We start from the raw sequence: 18,912 nt of genomic DNA, 5'->3' as shown, positions 1-18,912 counted from the left end.
TATGTTTTAAAACTCCCCTAAAGTCAAACGAAACGACAATAAAGAAGTGTTATTTTTTACTTTTTTTAATCCATCTTTTAATAAAATAACCAGCAACAATAAGGATTATTATAAAAGGCCAGATGTGTAATAGACCTAAGAAAAATATTGAAATTCCGTTGAAACCAGACTTTACAGCATTCCACATTTTTGTACCATACGATTTTGCAACTGGCGCTTCAGAGGTTAATTTATAAAACTCAATATCTAACGTGCTTAATGATACTTTATCTTGAAGGTATTTTAAACGTCCTTGTTTTGCTTCTATTTCTTCTCTTATATTAGAAAGCTCGCGCTCTATTTCAAGCATTTCCTTAACGTTTTTGGCTTTAGAAAGTAATTCTAAATAGCGCTTTTCTAAAGTTAGTTTTGCTTTTAATCGCGTTTCTAAATCAATAAATTCTTCTGTTACATCTTTTGCTGAAATACGCTTAGTGTCAAAATAATCTACATTTTTACTTACCGCATCTAAAGTGTTTTGGAAGTTATTAGTAGGAATTCTAACAATTATATGCCGCGTTAAAGTGTTATAGGACTTGTTGGAATTATCATCTTGAATAAAGCCTTTATTCTTTTGAATTGCTTTTTTAATTTGAAGGTAGGTTTTATCTAAATCCTGTGTTTCAAATTTTAAATAAGAGGTTTTAATAATTTTTTGTGGAGAAGCTTCAGCAGGCACCGAAATTAAACCGTTTAATGAGGATGTTTCTTCATAAACTATTTCTGAATCTTGATAGATGCTAGAATCATAATTTTCATCCTTTGGAGATGAACACATTAAGGGAAACATCAGAATCAAAAAATAAGACAGTAATTTCATAAGCAGTATTGTTTAAGGTTTTGAAACTTTGGCTGAAAACTTTCCAAACAGAGCTTTCATTTTGGTTTCAACTTGGGCAAATGTGGGTTTTTCTTTGCCAATGTACAAAATCATAAACGCATGTTGTGTTGTTAAATTGTTAAAAAACTCAGCTTTATTTAAGCGATAAACTTCTCTTAACAAACGTTTTATATGGTTTCTATCTACAGCTGTTTTAAAGTTTTTTTTGCTTACTGAAACACCTGTTTTTGCAATAACATTATCTTCAAATGGTGTAGATAAATATACCAGCCGCAACGGAAAAGCAGAAACAGATTGTCCTTCGGTAAACAATTGGTCAATGAGTTTTTTGCTTTTTAGCTTTTCTTTTTTGGGATAAGTTGCAGACATAAACAAAATTATGCTTACAAAAGTAGCAATAACAATTAACACCAAACAAAATAAGATTTTATATGATAAAAATCATTTTTAAAATACCTCGAGTTGAGTAATTTAATTCATTGAAAACCAATCTAAATTATATGGTTATGGGAGATTTAAAAGTAACTAAACTCAATACAAAAAAAGACCGGGCTAATTATATTCATCACTTATTAAATGATATTGAGGCCTTGGATATCATGATTGAAAATAACATGATTGAAGAAGCGCCGCTGCGAATAGGCGCAGAACAAGAATTTTGTTTAGTAAATAATCAGTTTTTACCAGAAAGCAAGTCGTTAGAGCTGTTAGATGATATTAATGACGACCATTTTACAACTGAAATTGGTAATTATAATTTAGAATTAAATTTAGACCCCTTAAAGCTTAAAGGCGATTGCTTTTCAAATCTTCACAAGCAATTGGAAGATTGTTTAAATAAGGCGAAAAAGATAGCTGCAAAAAAAGATATAAAAATCATTCTTACAGGCATTTTACCTTCATTATCTGTTAACAATGTGGGTGAAGAAAACATGACTAATGTTGAACGTTATTTTGTTTTAAATGACGCTATTAAACAAACTCGACGAAAAAGTTTTGATATTCATATTAAGGGTGTGGACGAACTTAATTTATTGCACGACTCTGTAATGCTAGAAGGGTGTAATACTAGTTTTCAGATGCATTTACAACTTAGCCCAAAAGACTTTGTAGACAATTACAATTGGGCGCAAGCCATTGCAGGCCCAGTTTTAAGCGTGTGCACTAATTCTCCAATATTATTTGGAAAAGAATTGTGGAGCGAAACCAGAATTGCACTATTTACACAAAGTATTGATACTAGAGCAAACTCTTATTTACTAAACGAAAAGCAGTCTAGAGTTAGCTTTGGTAACGATTGGGAAAGAGGAACGATTACAGATATTTTTAAAAACAACATTTCTAGGTTTAGAAGTTTTATAACCACAGATTTTACGCGCAATAGTGTGGATATGATTAAAAATAACGAAATACCAAAACTTAGAGCTTTACAGTTGCACAATGGAACCGTGTACCCATGGAATAGAGTGTGTTATGGTGTTATGGATAACAAGGCCAGTTTAAGAATTGAAAACAGATATATTCCTTCTGGACCAACAACCGCTGATGAAATTGCTAATATGATGTTTTGGGTTGGAGTTATGATGGGTAAACCTAAGGCGTTGAAAAACATTCATAATAAATGGGATTTTAAGGATGTAAAAATTAATTTTTTCAATGCGGCTCGATATGGTATGGCCACACAGTTTTATTGGGATGGTAAATATATATCAAGTCATAAACTTCTTTTAGATGAATTACTTCCAATGGCATATAAAGGATTGTATCATGTAGGGGTAAGCCCAAAAGATGCAGAATATTACTTAAAGATTATAGAGGATAGAATTAGAGGAGACAACGGTTCAGAGTGGATGGTTAGAAGCTATAGAAATTTGTTGAAATCGCATAAACGTTATGAGGCTATGCAACTATTAACCGCAAACTTATATGAAAAACAAGAAAAAGGTTATCCAGTTTCGACTTGGGGCATGTTGCATCATACTGGTAAAACGGGTTTTAGGGCAAAATATGTAGTAAAGCACCTTATGAGTAGAGATATTTTTTCGGTTGATAAAGAAGATAGTATCGATTTGGTATTACACATTATGAAGTGGAAAGGAATTCATCACATGCCAGTAGTAAACCATGAACGCGAATTAGTGGGGTTAATTTGTTGGTCGGATGTAGAATCCTATTTAGATGAACCCGAAGGAAAAGAGAATAATGTTGGAAAATTAATGAAGACAGATATTGTAACCGTTGATCAATATACACCAATTGAAACTGCTAAAGAATTAATGGAAACACATGCTATAGGTAGTTTACCTGTAGTAAAAGGCAGTAAATTAATGGGTTTAGTCACAAAAAGTGATTTTAATGTATGATAGAAGTTTATAGCAAAGCACTAGATAGTAGCCTAAAAGTAGATAGAATATTAGGCAAGATTGAAGGCATCAAACCAGGGCCTACTGTGGTTTTTTTCGGTGGGATTCATGGTAATGAAACTTCGGGTGTATTTGCTTTAAAAGATGCTTTAGCTGGCATTAATAATACTTATGTAAAAGGAACTATTTATGGTATTTCGGGCAATCTAAAAGCTTTAAAAGAAAATAAGCGTTATATTGAAAACGACTTGAATAGACTGTGGACTAAACAACAAATTCAAAAAATAAGAAATAAAACGGTTTTAAATGAAGATGAATTAGAACTTGTTGAATTGTTCAATCTTTTAAATGACATTTTAGAGACTAATACATCACCGTTTTACTTTATAGACTTACATACCACTTCAAGTAAAACATTGCCATTTATTACTATTAATGATGCTTTAATTAACCGGAAATTTTCAGAACAATTTCCAGTGCCTATAGTACTTGGGATTGAAGAATATTTAAACGGACCATTATTGAGTTATATAAACCAAATGGGTTATGTGTCTCTAGGTTTTGAGTCTGGGCAACATGACGATTTTTCGGCCATTACAAATAGTATTGCTTTTGTGTATTTAACTCTAGTATATTCAGGAGTTTTAAAAGAAGAGGCGGTTATCAATTTTTCAAAATATCATGAACAACTAAAACAGCATGCCAAAAACAAAAATGCTGTTTTTGAAGTCATATATCTTTATAAGATTGAAAAAAAGGAACACTTTAAAATGCTTAATGGGTTTAAAAGTTTTGAACGTATAAAAAAAGGAACAAAATTGGCTATTAGTAATGCTGTTGAAATCTCAGCACCATTTACTGGCAGTATATTTATGCCATTATATCAAAAAAGAGGTGCTGAAGGTTTTTTTATTATAAAGCCTATAAAACCAATTTTATTAAAAATATCAGCCGTATTAAGGCGTTTAAAAACGGATACTTTGTTGGCATGGTTACCAGGTGTTTCTTGGGTAAATAAAACGGAAGGTAGCTTACAAGTAAACTTAACTATAGCTAAATTTTTAGCCAAACCGTTATTTCATTTATTAGGTTATAGAAACAGACAAATAACTAACACACATTTAATGTTGAATAATAGAGAACGTGTAGCAAAAACTAAAATTTATAAAAGAGAACCTTGGTATTGAGATTAGAGTCTTTGGAAGGTTCGTTTAACATGTTATTTTGCTTTCGTTATTTTTTTAATCATTCCATTAAAAATAAATCCATGAAATGGAAGAACAGCATACCAATACAACCTTCCCATTAATCCTAAAGGTCTAAAGGTTGCGGTTTGAATTAAAGTTTCAGAGACTACCTTGAATTCTAGCCATGCTTCTCCGGGTAATTTCATTTCAGCGAATAAAAGTAATCGGCCTTCTTCTTTATTTGCATATAATACGCGCCAAAAATCTAAAGCATCACCAACATGCAAAGTATTAGGGTTTGTACGTCCACGCCGAAGACCAACACCTCCAAATAGCTTATCCATAAACCCTCTTATTTTCCAAAGTATATTTCCATAATACCATCCGGTTTGTCCACCAATTTTCCAAATTTTATCAATACAATCGGTTCTTGATTTAAATTTTAATTTTCGCTGATCGATAAAGCATCCAAAAGTTGGAACCTGAATAAAATCGGATATATGACTATCAATTCCACTACTTGCATATGCGTCTTTCCAACTAGAAACGATTTGGTTATTTTCTATTTTAGCAAATGCATTTGTTAGTGCTTTATTATAGTTTATTGGTGTAATATTTAATATGTTGTTTAGATTGTTTGGTCTACAAATAACTTCAATTTTCATACTATTCACTAGGGCTACAGCAAGTTTGTAGGATGTGGAGGTTACAAAATACAACCAATATGATGAAAGCCTAGGAGTCATAATGGGTACTGTATAAATTTTTCGCTTTAAGTTTCTAACCTTTGCAAATTCTAAAAGCATTGCTTTATAAGTAAGAATATCTGGACCACCAATATCATAATTCTTATTATAGGTTGGTTTATTCAAAAGGACTTTTGACAAGTATTTGATGACATCAGATATTCCAATAGGTTGGCATTTTGTGTTCAACCATTTTGGGGTCACCATAACAGGAAGTTTTTCAACAAGATCTCTTATAATTTCAAAAGAAGCACTTCCAGAACCAATAATAATTCCAGCTCTTAATGTTGTTAAATTATAATTTCCAGTACCAAGTTCATGTTCTACTATTTTTCGGGATGTAAGATGTTCTGATAATTCAGTTTCGTTAGTAATACCGCTTAAATATACTACATGCTCTACGGTAGTTTTATTTAGGGCATTCTTAAAATTTATTGCAGACTGTTGCTCAAGTGATTTATAGTTAGAAGAAGCAGACATAGAATGAACCAAATAATAGGCAGCATTAATATTTTTTGGAATTTTGCTTAAAGAGTCTTTGTTTAATAAATCAATTTGAATAACATCAATTTTTGATTTTAAAGATGATGGAGGATTGAAACGACTTTTATCTCTGACACAGCAAATCACTTCATGACCATGCTCTACTAAAACAGGAAGCAACCTCTTGCCTATGTAACCCGTTGCATCTGTTAGAAGAATTTTCATTTTTAGTAAAACTTTAAATTTGATAAAAATCCATGATTATGCATCATTTTTAAGTAAATCTATTTGTTTTAAAACGTCATTAGCTTCTGCTGCTTTAGTATCACTTAGCCTTCTGTTGGTTGTAGAAAGTTTGTAAGACTCCTCTAATAATTTTTTGTACTGAGCATTTAACTTTTCAGCTTTCGATTTTTTCTTGAATATATTTAACATCGTATTATTTAATTTTTATTTATATTAATTCTATTGTATCAATTATAAGTTTAAAGTATTCATCTTTTTTATTACCTACTAATAACACAATTTGCTCAATGAAATCATGTGAAAAATTTGGAGCATTAAGTCTTTTTCCTCTAAATGAAGGATACATATCCTTTAAATCTATTTCAACATATTGCCAGTCACAAGAAGTTGAAAACGTTGTGATATAAGAATAATAATTTCTTGAATTATCCTTTACTCTAAATTGATAATTTTTACCATCACCTTTAAGTTTAATTCTTATTTTAGTGTATGTTGTAACTTCAATTTTATCAAATTGATATCTAACAGATGAAAACCCACCATTATTAGCCAAAGAAACATGTCCCATAAAAACTCCGTATCCATTAGAGCTGAGTTTAAATTGACTAGATGATTTTCCACCCATTACCACGTCATCAACAACATTCCAATTTTGAATGTTTGTTTCTTTATTAAAATCAAAGATTATTTTAGAATGCATTCCTTGCAATAAAATTAGTATACCGATAAAACATTTCACTATTAAACTTCGTTTTGTTTAAAAATTATTTTATAAAGTTAAACAAAATTATTTTAGTGCAATGATTTGCTAAGCACTATTTTTGATAAACTGATAAGAATTTTATTGATTGTTAAGCTAAGTTTATTTGCCTCCAAACAAAAAAGCCACTTTGAATTAAACAAAGTGGCTCATATTTTTTTAAGTTTTATTACTTTTTATTATTCTCTTTTTCTATATCTGCCATTAATCCTTTTGGGTCAATTTCAACAGATTTAATGTTTTTTGAGGTTTCAAAAGTATATGTTGGGTATGCCCAAGCCCAGTCTTTTATTATAGTTGCGGTGGTTGGTTTTTCTCCACGCATCATTTGCAACGGAATGTAAAAATTCTCAGTAGTATCATCTTCATAAGTTACTGCAACATCTATAGGCATCGGCATTAAACCAATACGCTCTATAGTCGCCGATTTTCCTTCAATACTTTTTACGCCGTAATCTATGGTGTTTGTTGTTTGCGTCCAATCCATTAAATACCAGTCTAATTCTAAGCCAGATACTTTTTCTGCGGTTCGAATAAAATCAACAGGTCTTGGGTGCTTAAAGGAAAAATCTTTAAAGTATTGTTTTATAGTTTTTTCTTGATTTTCTTGACCAATAACATAAGCAAGTTGCTTTAAAAACACATACCCTTTATAGTAAGCTGAAATAGAATACGATTGATTAAAGTTATACCTGTCGGAATGTGTGGTTTGTGGCTGTTCTTTTCCAGATTTTGCTAAATAGGAATAAACACCATATACCCGTTTTGAAAGATCTTCAAAATCTTTATTAAAAATATGACTTTCTGCTAGTGTGCCAATATATTCTGTAAAACCTTCGTCCATCCATGAGTGTCTAGCTTCGTTACTCGCTAAAATAAACTGAAACCAAGAATGCCCCATTTCATGAGCCGTAACACCAAATAAACCATCAAAAGAACCTTCTCCCAGAATCAGCGTACACATACCGTATTCCATACCGCCATCACCACCTTGAATTACTGAATATTGCTTATAAGGATACTGTCCAACTTGATTATTAAAAAACTGCATTAACTCAACCGCTTTTGGTTGCAGGTTTTTCCAGTTTTCTAACTTTTCTTGTGGCATTGTGCTTTTGTATAAGAAGTGTAAAAGCGGACCGTTAGGGACTTGTTTTGTGTCGTGATTATACTCTGGGTCTGCCGCCCAAGTAAAATCATGAACTTTAGGCGCAATAAAATGCCATGTTAATTTATCTGAATTAGGTCGCTTTATTGTCCCCGTTTCATAACCATGCCCAATTTCATTTGGGTTTTGTAGATAACCCGTGCCACCAACTAAATAGTTTTTATCAATAGTAAGTTTTACATCAAAATCACCCCAAACACCATGAAATTCGCGTCCAATATATGGGTCGGCATGCCAACCTTCAAAATCATATTCTGCCAATTTAGGGTACCACTGTGCCATTGATAATGCAACCCCTTCTTTATTGTTTCTTCCAGAACGACGAATTTGAACAGGGACTTGTCCATCAAAAACCATATCAAAAGTTACGCTTTCACCTGGTAGAATGGCTTTTGCTAACTCAACTTCTAGAACCGTACCAACAGTTGTGTACTTTATAGAAACACCGTTTTGTGTTAGTGAGTTAACTTTTATATACCCAATTTCGCTAGGGTTTAATTTACTAATTCTGTCTTTAACTCTTCCGTCTGGGTCTGCAATAGTTCTTGATCGTACATCCATTTCGCTTCCCGGTTGAAAAGCATTAAAGTACAAATGATAAAACACCTTATTCAATGCATCGGGTGAATTATTGGTATACACCAATTTTTGTTTTCCCTTATATTGATATGTGTTTACATCCATATCAATTTCCATTTTATAATCAACATGTTGTTGCCAATAACTAGATGAAGGCATGGCTAGGGCTGTTGGTGTTGTGGGTGTTTGTGGGACAGAAACAACAGAGGCTTTCTGGCTAGTGCACGACATCAACAATGAAATACTTAATATTGAAATAAAAAAACGACTCATAGAAACTAGAATTAAAAAAGGTTGTTTTGTGAACAAAAGCACACGAAAACAACCTTGATATTTATAAATGTTATTTAGACATGCTGGCAGCCATAATTAAGGCGTTGTATGCGTTTACTATTTTTGCTGATTTACTTAAATCTGCAAAAGGTCTTACATCTTCAGAGTTTCCTCCAACAATTACTTTAGTTTTAATAGCTAAACCAGAATCCATAATAATTTGTTTTACCTGAGCAGCTTTTAATTTTGGATAGTAAGAACGAATTAATGCCGCAATACCCGCAACACCTGGAGCAGCCATAGATGTTCCTCCTTTTGTATCATATTCGCTCTCTGGAGTTGTTGAATATACGCTTGCTCCTGGTGCAAAAACGTCTACATTTTTTTTGCCGTAGTTAGAAAAACCAGCGACCATACTAGATCCATATTTTGGAGCCAAAGCACCAACTCTAATATAAGTATCTGAAACTTCTTGACCGTTTATATTATCATCAGGAAAATTAGGCTTTGTGTCAACATCTTTACTATCATTTCCTGCGGCATGTACAAAAATAACATCTTTTTTTCCTGCGTAAGCAATAGCATCCCTTACCCAATCACTATGTGTAGAGAAGCTTTTACCGAAACTTCCGTTTATAACTTTTGCACCGTTATCAACCGCATAACGAATGGCTAAAGCCACATCTTTATCATATTCATCTCCATTTGGTACAGCTCTAACACTCATAATTTCAACATTGTTTGCAACCCCATTAGCACCTTTACCGTTATTACGCTCTGCGGCAATAATTCCTGCAACGTGTGTACCATGACTTTCGGTTTTTTTAACTGGCTTTACATTACCATTACCGTAAAATTTAGTAGACATATCATCTGAATTATCTCCAGTAACACGACCCTTTAAATCTTTGTTTAGGTTGTAATTTAGACGATCATTTATACTTTCTAAACTATCTGCTATTTCTTCTAAGGCATCAGCCATAGAGTCCATGCCATTACTAAACATATAATTTGCAATTTGTTGCGCTTGTGCTAATGCTTGGTCTTCAGTTTTAATAGCTGCTACTTCTTTTTTAGTGTAATCTTTTTTACCAAAGTGCTTTATTAAGGTGTCATCTGTAGTTTTAATTTGCTGGTAAATTTGCTCATACTGTGTTTTTCTGCCCATCCATTTTTGATATTCTGTATCATATTCAGCTTTGGCTCTTGCATAATCTGGATTGTTTGTATTTCCACTGGCTAAAATTCTAACAAATTCTAATTGTTCGTTATACCCTTCTCCTAAAAAATTCCAACCATGAACATCGTCAACATAACCATTTTTATCATCATCCTTTCCGTTGTTTGGAATTTCATCTTTGTTTGTCCAAATAACATCGTTTAAATCTTCATGGTCTATATCAATTCCAGAATCAATAACGGCTACAATTACTTTTTGTCCTTTTCTTTTTTTAATAATTTCAGCGTAAGCTTTATCAACACTCATTCCGGGAATGGTATCTTTTACCAAATCCAGATGTCCCCAATTCTGTTTTTCTGCTTCAGTAAGTTCAGAAACCTTTAAAGGGGATGTATCAATATTTTCAACAGGCGTTGATAATACAGGCGCAGTACCTCCACATCCAGAAAGTAAAATTGCAAAAAAAGCAGATGTTGCTATTGTTTTAATTGTTCTCATTTTATTATTTGAATTAGTCATTTCTAAATTTTAATTGAATATGTCTTGAGTGGTGTAAACATCTTTCAATCGAACACCTTTTTCTGTTTTTTGAACGGTTATAATTTCGTTATGGGCATCATGTTCTAAAAATAAATAGAAATTTTGTTCTGCCGCCAAGTTTAAAAACTTTTCTTTTTCATCCAGTGTTAATAATGGCCTAGTGTCATAACCCATAACATAAGGCAATGGCAAATGTCCTGCAGTAGGCAATAAATCTGCCATAAAAGCAATGGTTTTTCCTTTGTAATTAATAAGCGGAATCATTTGTTTATCAGTATGTCCATTAGCATAGAAAATATCGAAACCTAACTCAAAATTATTTAGTAAATTATCTTTTGGAAGTGAAGTAAACTTTAATTGCCCGCTTTCTTCCATGGGCATAATATTTTCTTTTAGGAATGAAGCGCGTTCTCGTCTATTGGGTTTGGTTGCCCATTCCCAATGGTCTTTATTACTCCAAAAGTGAGCATTTTTAAAAGCAGGTTCATAACCCGTTTTATCTTTATTCCACTGAATACTGCCTCCACAATGATCAAAATGTAAATGCGTCATAAACACATCTGTAATATCATCGTGATGAAACCCGTATGTTTTAAGCGATGTATCTAAACTAAAATCACCCCAAGGGTGGTAATACCCATAAAATTTGTCAGATTGTTTGCTGCCCATACCATTATCAATTAATATCAAACGTTTGCCGTCTTCAATAAGTAAACAACGTGTTGCGATATCAATCATGTTATTCGCATCAGCAGGGTTGGTTCTATTCCATAACGTCTTGGGTACAACACCAAACATAGCGCCACCATCAAGTTTTATATTACCAGCATTTACGGGGTATAAGTTCATAGGATTGTAAAATTAAGAAATCTATGTCAAATCCTTGAAAATGTTAAGAATATATTAAGATATTACTTCCTTTAAACGTTTGCCAAAATCATAAAGCGCTTTAATTTCTTTAATACTGGCTAAACGTTCTTTTCCAAAGATTAGAAGTGCATTTCCGTTAGATTCTACATGATAATAAGGGTTACTTTCAAAGAAATGCGTCACATCATCATTAAAAAACTTAGCAATACCCGCTTCATTTTCACCTTGTAAATAGAAACGATTAGAAAAATCGTCATGGTTTTCAATAGGAATATCTTTAAATCCAGCAAAAGCTGATACTTTTTCTAAAAACCCCTCTTTGTCTAAAGTGAATTCAGGAATAACAAAATTTAAATCGATATGAAGCATTGTTTTTCTAATCACTTCTTTGGCAATAAATTCACCTTCAGAAAACTCAATATCAAATAATGTAATGTCGCTATTTTTATCCGATAGATTATTATATATATGATTGATTTGTTTAGTGCTAAAGAATGCAAAATTATTAAGAAATGGAACTTCTTTTTTCTTTTCCGGATTGTAATTTAAAGTATAGTCCTCAGCTAAAGTTTCCATACTTGTTTGTCGCCTTGTTAAGCTGTTTTTAATAATATTTGGAACAGGAAGCAAACGTCTAGAAGCAAAAGGGTGTTTCGTTTCAGTATCGTGCATATCTAAACCAACTACATCAAAATGGCCACTTCGTTTAGCGAATAATTCTTGATAATTATTGATGTTTTCTAACACGGTATCATCAACAAAATTACAAAGCGAAAAATCTACAATAACATCTCTGTCTTCAGGAATAGCATTTAGGTGTTTTTTCAATCTAAAATAATTCAAAAAACTGCAAAAATGTTTCACACTAACGTAGTAATTATCTTTATCACCTTGTTCCTTATACATCAAAACATTAGGTTTTAATAGATTTCTAATAAATAGGCCATAACCAAAGCTTCGATTTATAATAACATGAATTATAAAGGTGGTTAAAACACCCATAAGAATACCAGTTATCAAACCTATTTTTAAGGTTACAATTAAGGTTACAAAAAAGATGATAAGCTGCTCCTTACCAATGGAAAATATTTTTGTAATAACCTTTGGCGATGCTAATTTATAGCCAGTATAAACTAAAATGGACATTAAAGCTGGAAGTGGAATACGTGTTAGTTGTGTGCTAAAAAACACAATAAAAAACACTAAAAATAAAGCGTGGAAAAAATTTGCAGACCTGTTTGTTGCGCCTTGATTTACATTAACTGAACTTCTTGCAATTACAGTTACAACATTTAATCCGCCTAATAAACCACTACCAATAGTTGCTAAACCTAGTGCTTTTAAATCCCTGTTAACGTTAGAGCGTCTTTTTTCAGGGTCTAATTTATCAACAGCCTTAATACTTAAAAGGGATTCTATACTGGCAATAAGTGTAAGCGCTAAAACGCTGCCCCAAAACGAAAAACTCCAAATACCGCTAAAATTAGGTGTTGGTAAATCTGCTATTATTTCTTGAATATTAGGAATACCAGAAATCATGTATTCTGGCGCAATGGGGTTGGGTTCGTGTAAGCCTAATTCAAAATAGTAACTGAATCCTATAGATAGAATTACAATCCACATAGGTGCAGGAATAAGTTGCAAATATTTATTTCTAATTTTTGAATAGAAAAGCATAATAGCCAAACTTAAAATCCCTGCTAAAGCTGCAAAAATCAACCCTTTATTCTCGTAATGAACAGCATCATTTATAGTGTATGGTATTTCTAAAAGATAGTCAACAGTATCTGCTCTTTTAATTTTATGAGCAAGCATGATATGGAACTGTTTTCCTAAAATAATTAACCCAATAGCAGCAAGCATCCCTTGAATAGCAGAGGAAGGAAAAAAATCAGCAAGTGCTCCCATTCTAAAAAAACCAAGAAGTAATAGTAAAACACCCGAGCACATAATAGCGACATAAGCAGTCTCTATACCTAGAGTGGTTATAGCCACTAAAAGCACACCTACTAAACCATTTCCAGGACCAACAATGGTAACATGGCTACCTCCTAAAATAGAAACAATAACACCGCCAACAATAGCAGCAATAATACCAGCAATTGGAGGTGCATCACTCGCCATAGCAAGTCCCAAACCTAGTGGTAAAGCAATAAGACTAACTACAAACCCTGAAAATATATTTTTAGGTAGTGTTTTAAAGAAGTCTTTTATGTTGTTTTTACTTGGACTCATTGTAGAATTAACACATCGGTTGGTAGTTCGGTTAAAATATGTTCTATATCATGTGGAAATAATCGATCCCAAAAGGTCATTTTAGAAGGGCCATTCATTATTAATAAATCGGCTCTAGAAATTTGTGCATAGTGCCCAATGGAATACCCTCGCTTACCAAAAATAGGTTGCAATTTTATAGTTATATTTTTTGTGTATGCTTCCGGAATGTGACTTATAATTTCTTTGACTCTAGAATTTTCTCTGAGTTTAATACGCTCTTTAGCAATGTTAGCACGCCTTAATGATTTATCATCATCAACTTTTACATGAACTTCATCTTGTTCAATTTCTTCAACAATGGTTATTTTATTAGATTTAAGTTGTTTAGCTACATAAAAAGCAGATGTAATAGTTTGTTCCGTTTTTGGGTCTTTTAAACCGTTTACTACAATATGTTTACAAGGTAAACGCTTAACAGATGGTTTTATTAATAATAAAATGGAACACTTGGCTTGTCGAGTAATTTTTCTGGCTATAGAACCTACATAGTATTTTAAAATCCGTTCGCGTTGCACAGCACCAAGGATTAATAAATCTATTTTTTTTTCTTCAGAAGTAGATAAAATAACATCAACAGGATCTCCAGATTTAAAAACAACCTCATAATCTAAGTTGTCTTTTTCAAAACTTTTAAGAATAATACTCAACATGTTAATTTTTTTCTCAGAATTATCACCAACATGAATTAAATATAATTTTGAACCAAAAAAAACAGACAACCTAGCTGCCTCAAAAAGGTTAGCTTTTAAGTTTGGGGAATATGCTACCCCAATTCCAATACTTTTAAAAGGCTTTAAAGACAAAGGTTTTGCTATATTTTTAAGTCAAAGTTGAAAGATAACATTTTTTGAAAATAAAAAACCCTTGGTTTTACTTAAATTAGTGTTTTGAAAAAATATTTTGCTTATGTTAGAACTTGCTGGAATTATAATTTTAGGAATATTAGCGCAATGGGTTGCTTGGAAGTTTAAAATTCCTGCCATTCTACCTTTAATTTTAATAGGTTTATTAGTTGGTCCTATTGCAGCAGAATTTTTAAGTGAAGATGGGTCTAAATGGATAGAACCTGTTTGGAATGGTGAAAAAGGATTGTTTCCTGGAGATGGCTTATACTATTTTGTGTCCTTAGCAATAAGTATTATTCTTTTTGAAGGTGGTTTAACATTAAAACGCTCTGAAATAAAAAATGTAGGGCCTGTAATTACCAAGTTAATAACTTTAGGATCTGCCATTACCTTTTTTGGAGCTGGTATACTATCATATTTTATATTTAATTTAAGCTGGGAGCTTTCATTTTTATTTGCAGGTCTTATTATTGTTACTGGGCCCACAGTAATTACGCCTATTTTGAGAAATATACCATTAAAAAAAGACATTTCTACTGTTTTAAAATGGGAGGGCATTCTAATCGATCCTATAGGTGCTTTAGTAGCAGTTTTGGTATTTGAGTTTATAAGTGTTGAAGGAGATAGTGGCTTTACAAAAACAGCTTTAATAGAGTTTGGTAAAATTGTATTATTCGGAACAACGTTTGGTTTTACTTTTGCCCATGCCTTAGCCTTTGCAATTAACAAAAAATTTATTCCTCATTACTTATTAAATGTGGTGTCTTTATCAACCGTTTTGTTGGTTTTTGTTGAATCTGAAATATTTGCCCACGAGTCGGGATTATTAGCAGTTGTAGTTATGGGAATGGTTTTAGGTAACGGGAAACTAAACAACCTAAAGGAGTTACTTTATTTTAAAGAGTCTCTTAGTGTTCTATTAATTTCAATACTTTTTATACTCCTTGCTGCTAACATTAATATTGAAGATTTAATGCTACTTTATACATGGAAAACAGCAATTCTTTTTGCTTTAGTAGTATTTTTGATAAGGCCGATTGCTGTTTTTGTAAGTACTCATGGCTCAAAGTTGAAGTTTAACGAAAAACTATTTATTAGTTGGGTTGGTCCTCGAGGTATTGTTGCTGCAGGTATTGCTTCGCTTTTTGGAAGTAAGCTTTTGAAACAAGGAGTTGAAGGTGCAGAGTATATTACACCTTTAGTTTTTATGATTGTTTTAGGAACCGTTTTATTAAACGCTACTACAGCAAGAGTGTTTGCTAAAATAGTAGGTGTGTTTTTGAAAAAATCCGAAGGGATTTTAATTGTCGGAGCATCTAAAGTGTCAAGGCTGTTGGGGCATTATCTATTAACAAACGGAAGGCATGTGGTGCTTATAGATAGCAACGAGCGTAATATTGAAAAAGCCAAAGAATTAGGTTTAGAGGCCATAAGTACAAACATTTATTCGGATACCTTGATGGATAATATAGAGCTTAGTGATGTAGGTTACATTATGGCATTAACAGGAAACCCAGATATTAATAAGTATGCCATTAATAAATTTAGCAAGCAATTTGGAGAAAATGGAGCGTTTAGATTAGTAACCACTAAAGAAATGTTAGACGATACTAATAACCCAAAGGAAGGCTTGTTTTCTCACAGAGATGATTATAGTGCTTTGTTAGAGTTAACAAGAGCCTACCCATCTATTCAAGAAATTAATTTGAATGATAAAGCACATTATGATGAGTTAATTACAATTTCTAATGATAATCCTGATATTATCCCACTATTTGTAAAGGATAATGAAGGTGAATTTCACATTATATCCTCTTACAGTTTAGAGTTTGAAAATATTGAAAAAGGCTATGAGCTAGTTTATTTAGGGAAGCCTTTTGATGTTGAAGAGGTGCCTATAATTGAGCCAAAGAAATTAAAAGAAGAGTAAATAAAACAAAAAACGCCTCACTTTTTAAAAGTAAGGCGTTTTAAAACTATATGTTAGCTTATTTACGCTCTTATATGTAACTCTGTAAATTCTTTAGTAAGTACTAAAGTATTATCACCATTAAGCTTTAAGTCTTTTAAAGGAATTACAACATTATCAACCTCTACTTTAGAGATTTTAAATGGTAAACCATGCAAACTAAGTTTAAAAGTTTTATAAGTAGTTACAAACTTACCAGATTTATGTTGTTGTATAATTAGTTCTTTCTTTTTACCATACAACTTAAAGTTTCTTAAACTATATCTACCTTTAATATAGTCATAACCATCTGTAGCATCTTCATAAACCATGGATTCCTCTTTACCTTCAGCGTAATAAACATCTAGTAATAATTCATCAATTGTTTTTTCTCCTACATATTGTTGAATAGGATATTTAGGAATTATAGCGCCTTCTTTTACAAAAATTGGCATGCTATTTAAATCTGCTTCAACCCATATTTCAGATCCACCATCAACAACTTGGTCTGTCCAGAAGTTGTACCATTTTCCTTTAGGGATATACATGCGTCTTCCTTTCTGGTTTGGTCCAGTAATTGGACATGCTAGTATTTTTTCGCCAAAGATAAATTCGTCGTTTCTGTAATGTGTCTGTGGATCGTGTTGATCGTATAATACAAGAGATTTTAAGATAGGGATACCTTCTTCTGCATACCTCCAAAAGGCAGTATATAAGTATGGTAATAATTGATATCTTAATTCAATAAACTTTCTTACAACATCTGTAATAGTTGTTCCGAAAGCCCAAGGTTCTTGATCGCCATGATCTCCAGAGGAGTGCGTTCTACAAAACGGGTGGAAAATACCTAACTGAATCCATCTTGCATATAATTCGCCATTTGGTTGTTCTGCAAACCCTCCAATATCAGACCCTATAAATGAGAATCCAGACATACACATACGTTGTGCTTGCAAGTTAGCAATAGTTAAATGATCCCATGTAGCAATATTATCTCCAGTCCAACTAGATGTATAACGTTGTGTACCAGAATAAGCAGCTCTTGTAATAACAAAAGGTCTTTTCGGATAAGAGAATTTCTTTAAGCCTTGGTATGTGGCACGCGCCATTTGCATTCCGTAAATATTATGTGCTTTTCTGTGGCTACAGTGATTTCCATCATAATCGTGTCTAACATCATTAGGAAATGTTTTTCCTGGAACGTCCATTACTGCTGGTTCGTTCATATCGTTCCAAACACCTTTAACACCAATATCTTCAACGAGTTCTTGGAATAAATTAGACCACCATTCTCTTACTTCTGGGTTTGTGAAATCTGGGAAATAACATTCCCCAGGCCAAACTTTACCTTTCATATATGGTCCATCGGCACGTTTACAGAAGTAATCTTTATCAAGACCTTCTTTAAACACCGAATAATCCATGTCTATTTTAATTCCTGGATCTATAATAACAATGGTTTTAAAACCATCGTCTGCTAATTCCTTAACCATACGCTTAGGGTCTGGAAAATACTCTTTACTCCAAGTAAAGCATCTAAATCCTTCCATGTAATCAATATCTAGATAAATAGCATCACAAGGTATTTGTAATTCTCTAAATTTAGAGGTGATTTCTTTTACGTTTGATTCTGGATAATAACTCCATTTACATTGGTGATACCCTAAAGTCCAAAGTGCAGGCATTTCATGAGGTTTACCTGTTAAATCGGTGTAGTTTACAACCACATCAGACATTTCAGGACCGTAAATAAAATAGTAATTCATTTCGCCACCTTGTGCCCAAAAACTTGTAATGTTTCTACGTTCATTACAAAAATCAAAAAATGATCTGAATGTATTATCAAAAAATACGCCGTAAGATTTTTTATTATGTAACCCTGTATAAAACGGAATGGCTTTATAAATAGGGTCTGTATCTCTACCGTAGGCGTAAGAATCTGTTACCCAGTTTTCAAAACGTTTTCCTTTAAGGTTATTATCTACAGGTTTATCACCTAAACCATAATAACTTTCACCAGGTTGAGCGGTTTTAGACATTTTAACAATATTACCACCATGCTCGTAACTTTCTTCCCAATGGAAACCTAACTCGTCTTCACAAATTAAAGATTTATCTTTTGCATCATAAATAGATGTTCTTAAATCTAATTTTGAAATATGACAAATAAGTTTTGCAGTTGTAATGATGTAATTATTGTCATCTTCAGCAACGTCAAGGTGATTATAGCCTCTACTTGCATATTTGGTAATGGCATACGAAAAATCATTTTCGAAAATACCTGTAGTTGTAAATCTAAAACGAAGGATGCTATCCCTCCTAACTGTAACCTCTAAAACAACCCCGTTTGCAGTTGTAAAAGACAGCACATTAAGGTTTTTTTCGTATTTAACTATTTTTGATGGAAACAAGTTTCCTTTATACTCTAATTCTGTATTTAATATCATAAAATAATGATTCAATAATAATTAACGAAAGTACTAAATTTTGAAAATTTTATAGATTTCTTTTCGCTAAAAAACAACCATAATAATTACATATAAGTTAAATAATGAATTGATTAATTA

General features: G+C 32.4%; 14 protein-coding genes. 3 read left to right on the top strand and 11 right to left on the bottom strand.

The features are described 5' to 3' along the window. Nucleotides 1–49 precede the first annotated feature (49 nt). Both Q0870_RS01670 and rnpA read right to left on the bottom strand, forming a co-directional pair. Nucleotides 50–859, bottom strand: a complete 810-nt coding sequence (locus tag Q0870_RS01670; protein WP_298550459.1) for a DUF4349 domain-containing protein — start codon at nt 857–859, stop codon at nt 50–52. A 12-nt stretch (nt 860–871) separates the two neighbouring features. Then, a complete protein-coding gene (gene rnpA, locus Q0870_RS01665) occupies nt 872–1,249 on the bottom strand; it encodes a ribonuclease P protein component (protein ID WP_298550457.1) in 378 nt (125 codons plus the stop codon). Nucleotides 1,250–1,359: 110 nt separating this feature from the next. On the opposite strand from rnpA, the gene Q0870_RS01660 reads away from it, so the two are divergent. Both Q0870_RS01660 and Q0870_RS01655 read left to right on the top strand, forming a co-directional pair. Next, nucleotides 1,360–3,243 (top strand): CBS domain-containing protein, encoded by a 1,884-nt coding sequence (locus Q0870_RS01660; RefSeq protein WP_298550455.1) that lies wholly within the window; start codon nt 1,360–1,362, stop codon nt 3,241–3,243. Further along, nucleotides 3,240–4,430, top strand: coding sequence for a succinylglutamate desuccinylase/aspartoacylase family protein (locus tag Q0870_RS01655; RefSeq protein ID WP_298550453.1), 1,191 nt, complete (start codon nt 3,240–3,242; stop codon nt 4,428–4,430). The genes Q0870_RS01660 and Q0870_RS01655 overlap by 4 nt, the downstream gene beginning before the upstream one ends. A gap of 32 nt (nt 4,431–4,462) precedes the next feature. On the opposite strand, the gene Q0870_RS01650 is transcribed toward Q0870_RS01655, so the two are convergent. The 8 genes from Q0870_RS01650 to Q0870_RS01615 form a co-directional block, all read right to left on the bottom strand. Next, complete coding sequence (locus Q0870_RS01650; protein WP_298550451.1) at nt 4,463–5,884, bottom strand: SDR family oxidoreductase; 1,422 nt, start codon at nt 5,882–5,884, stop codon at nt 4,463–4,465. 36 nt (nt 5,885–5,920) lie between these two features. Then, on the bottom strand, nt 5,921–6,094 hold the full coding sequence (locus tag Q0870_RS01645) for a Lacal_2735 family protein (RefSeq protein ID WP_298550448.1): 174 nt from the start codon (nt 6,092–6,094) through the stop codon (nt 5,921–5,923). A 19-nt stretch (nt 6,095–6,113) separates the two neighbouring features. Next, nucleotides 6,114–6,605, bottom strand: coding sequence for a CIA30 family protein (locus Q0870_RS01640; protein ID WP_298550446.1), 492 nt, complete (start codon nt 6,603–6,605; stop codon nt 6,114–6,116). A 229-nt stretch (nt 6,606–6,834) separates the two neighbouring features. Then, a complete protein-coding gene (locus Q0870_RS01635; RefSeq protein WP_298550444.1) occupies nt 6,835–8,685 on the bottom strand; it encodes a M1 family metallopeptidase in 1,851 nt (616 codons plus the stop codon). A gap of 70 nt (nt 8,686–8,755) precedes the next feature. Further along, entirely contained in the window at nt 8,756–10,363 is a 1,608-nt protein-coding gene (locus Q0870_RS01630; RefSeq protein WP_298550442.1) for a S8 family peptidase, read from the bottom strand. A 30-nt stretch (nt 10,364–10,393) separates the two neighbouring features. Further along, nucleotides 10,394–11,254 (bottom strand): MBL fold metallo-hydrolase, encoded by an 861-nt coding sequence (locus tag Q0870_RS01625; protein WP_298550440.1) that lies wholly within the window; start codon nt 11,252–11,254, stop codon nt 10,394–10,396. Nucleotides 11,255–11,308: 54 nt separating this feature from the next. Further along, a complete protein-coding gene (locus Q0870_RS01620) occupies nt 11,309–13,510 on the bottom strand; it encodes a SulP family inorganic anion transporter (RefSeq protein ID WP_298550438.1) in 2,202 nt (733 codons plus the stop codon). Continuing rightward, nucleotides 13,507–14,355, bottom strand: a complete 849-nt coding sequence (locus Q0870_RS01615) for a universal stress protein (protein WP_298550436.1) — start codon at nt 14,353–14,355, stop codon at nt 13,507–13,509. Before Q0870_RS01615 ends, Q0870_RS01620 begins: the two co-directional genes overlap by 4 nt. Before the next feature lie 103 nt (nt 14,356–14,458). On the opposite strand from Q0870_RS01615, the gene Q0870_RS01610 reads away from it, so the two are divergent. Next, nucleotides 14,459–16,327 (top strand): sodium:proton antiporter, encoded by a 1,869-nt coding sequence (locus Q0870_RS01610; RefSeq protein ID WP_298550434.1) that lies wholly within the window; start codon nt 14,459–14,461, stop codon nt 16,325–16,327. A 62-nt stretch (nt 16,328–16,389) separates the two neighbouring features. On the opposite strand, the gene Q0870_RS01605 is transcribed toward Q0870_RS01610, so the two are convergent. Continuing rightward, on the bottom strand, nt 16,390–18,792 hold the full coding sequence (locus Q0870_RS01605) for a glycoside hydrolase family 31 protein (RefSeq protein WP_298550433.1): 2,403 nt from the start codon (nt 18,790–18,792) through the stop codon (nt 16,390–16,392). Nucleotides 18,793–18,912 lie beyond the last annotated feature (120 nt).

The organism is uncultured Algibacter sp. (assembly GCF_947487575.1).
GTDB lineage: Bacteria > Bacteroidota > Bacteroidia > Flavobacteriales > Flavobacteriaceae > Algibacter_B.
This window is presented reverse-complemented; position numbering and strand designations above follow the sequence as displayed.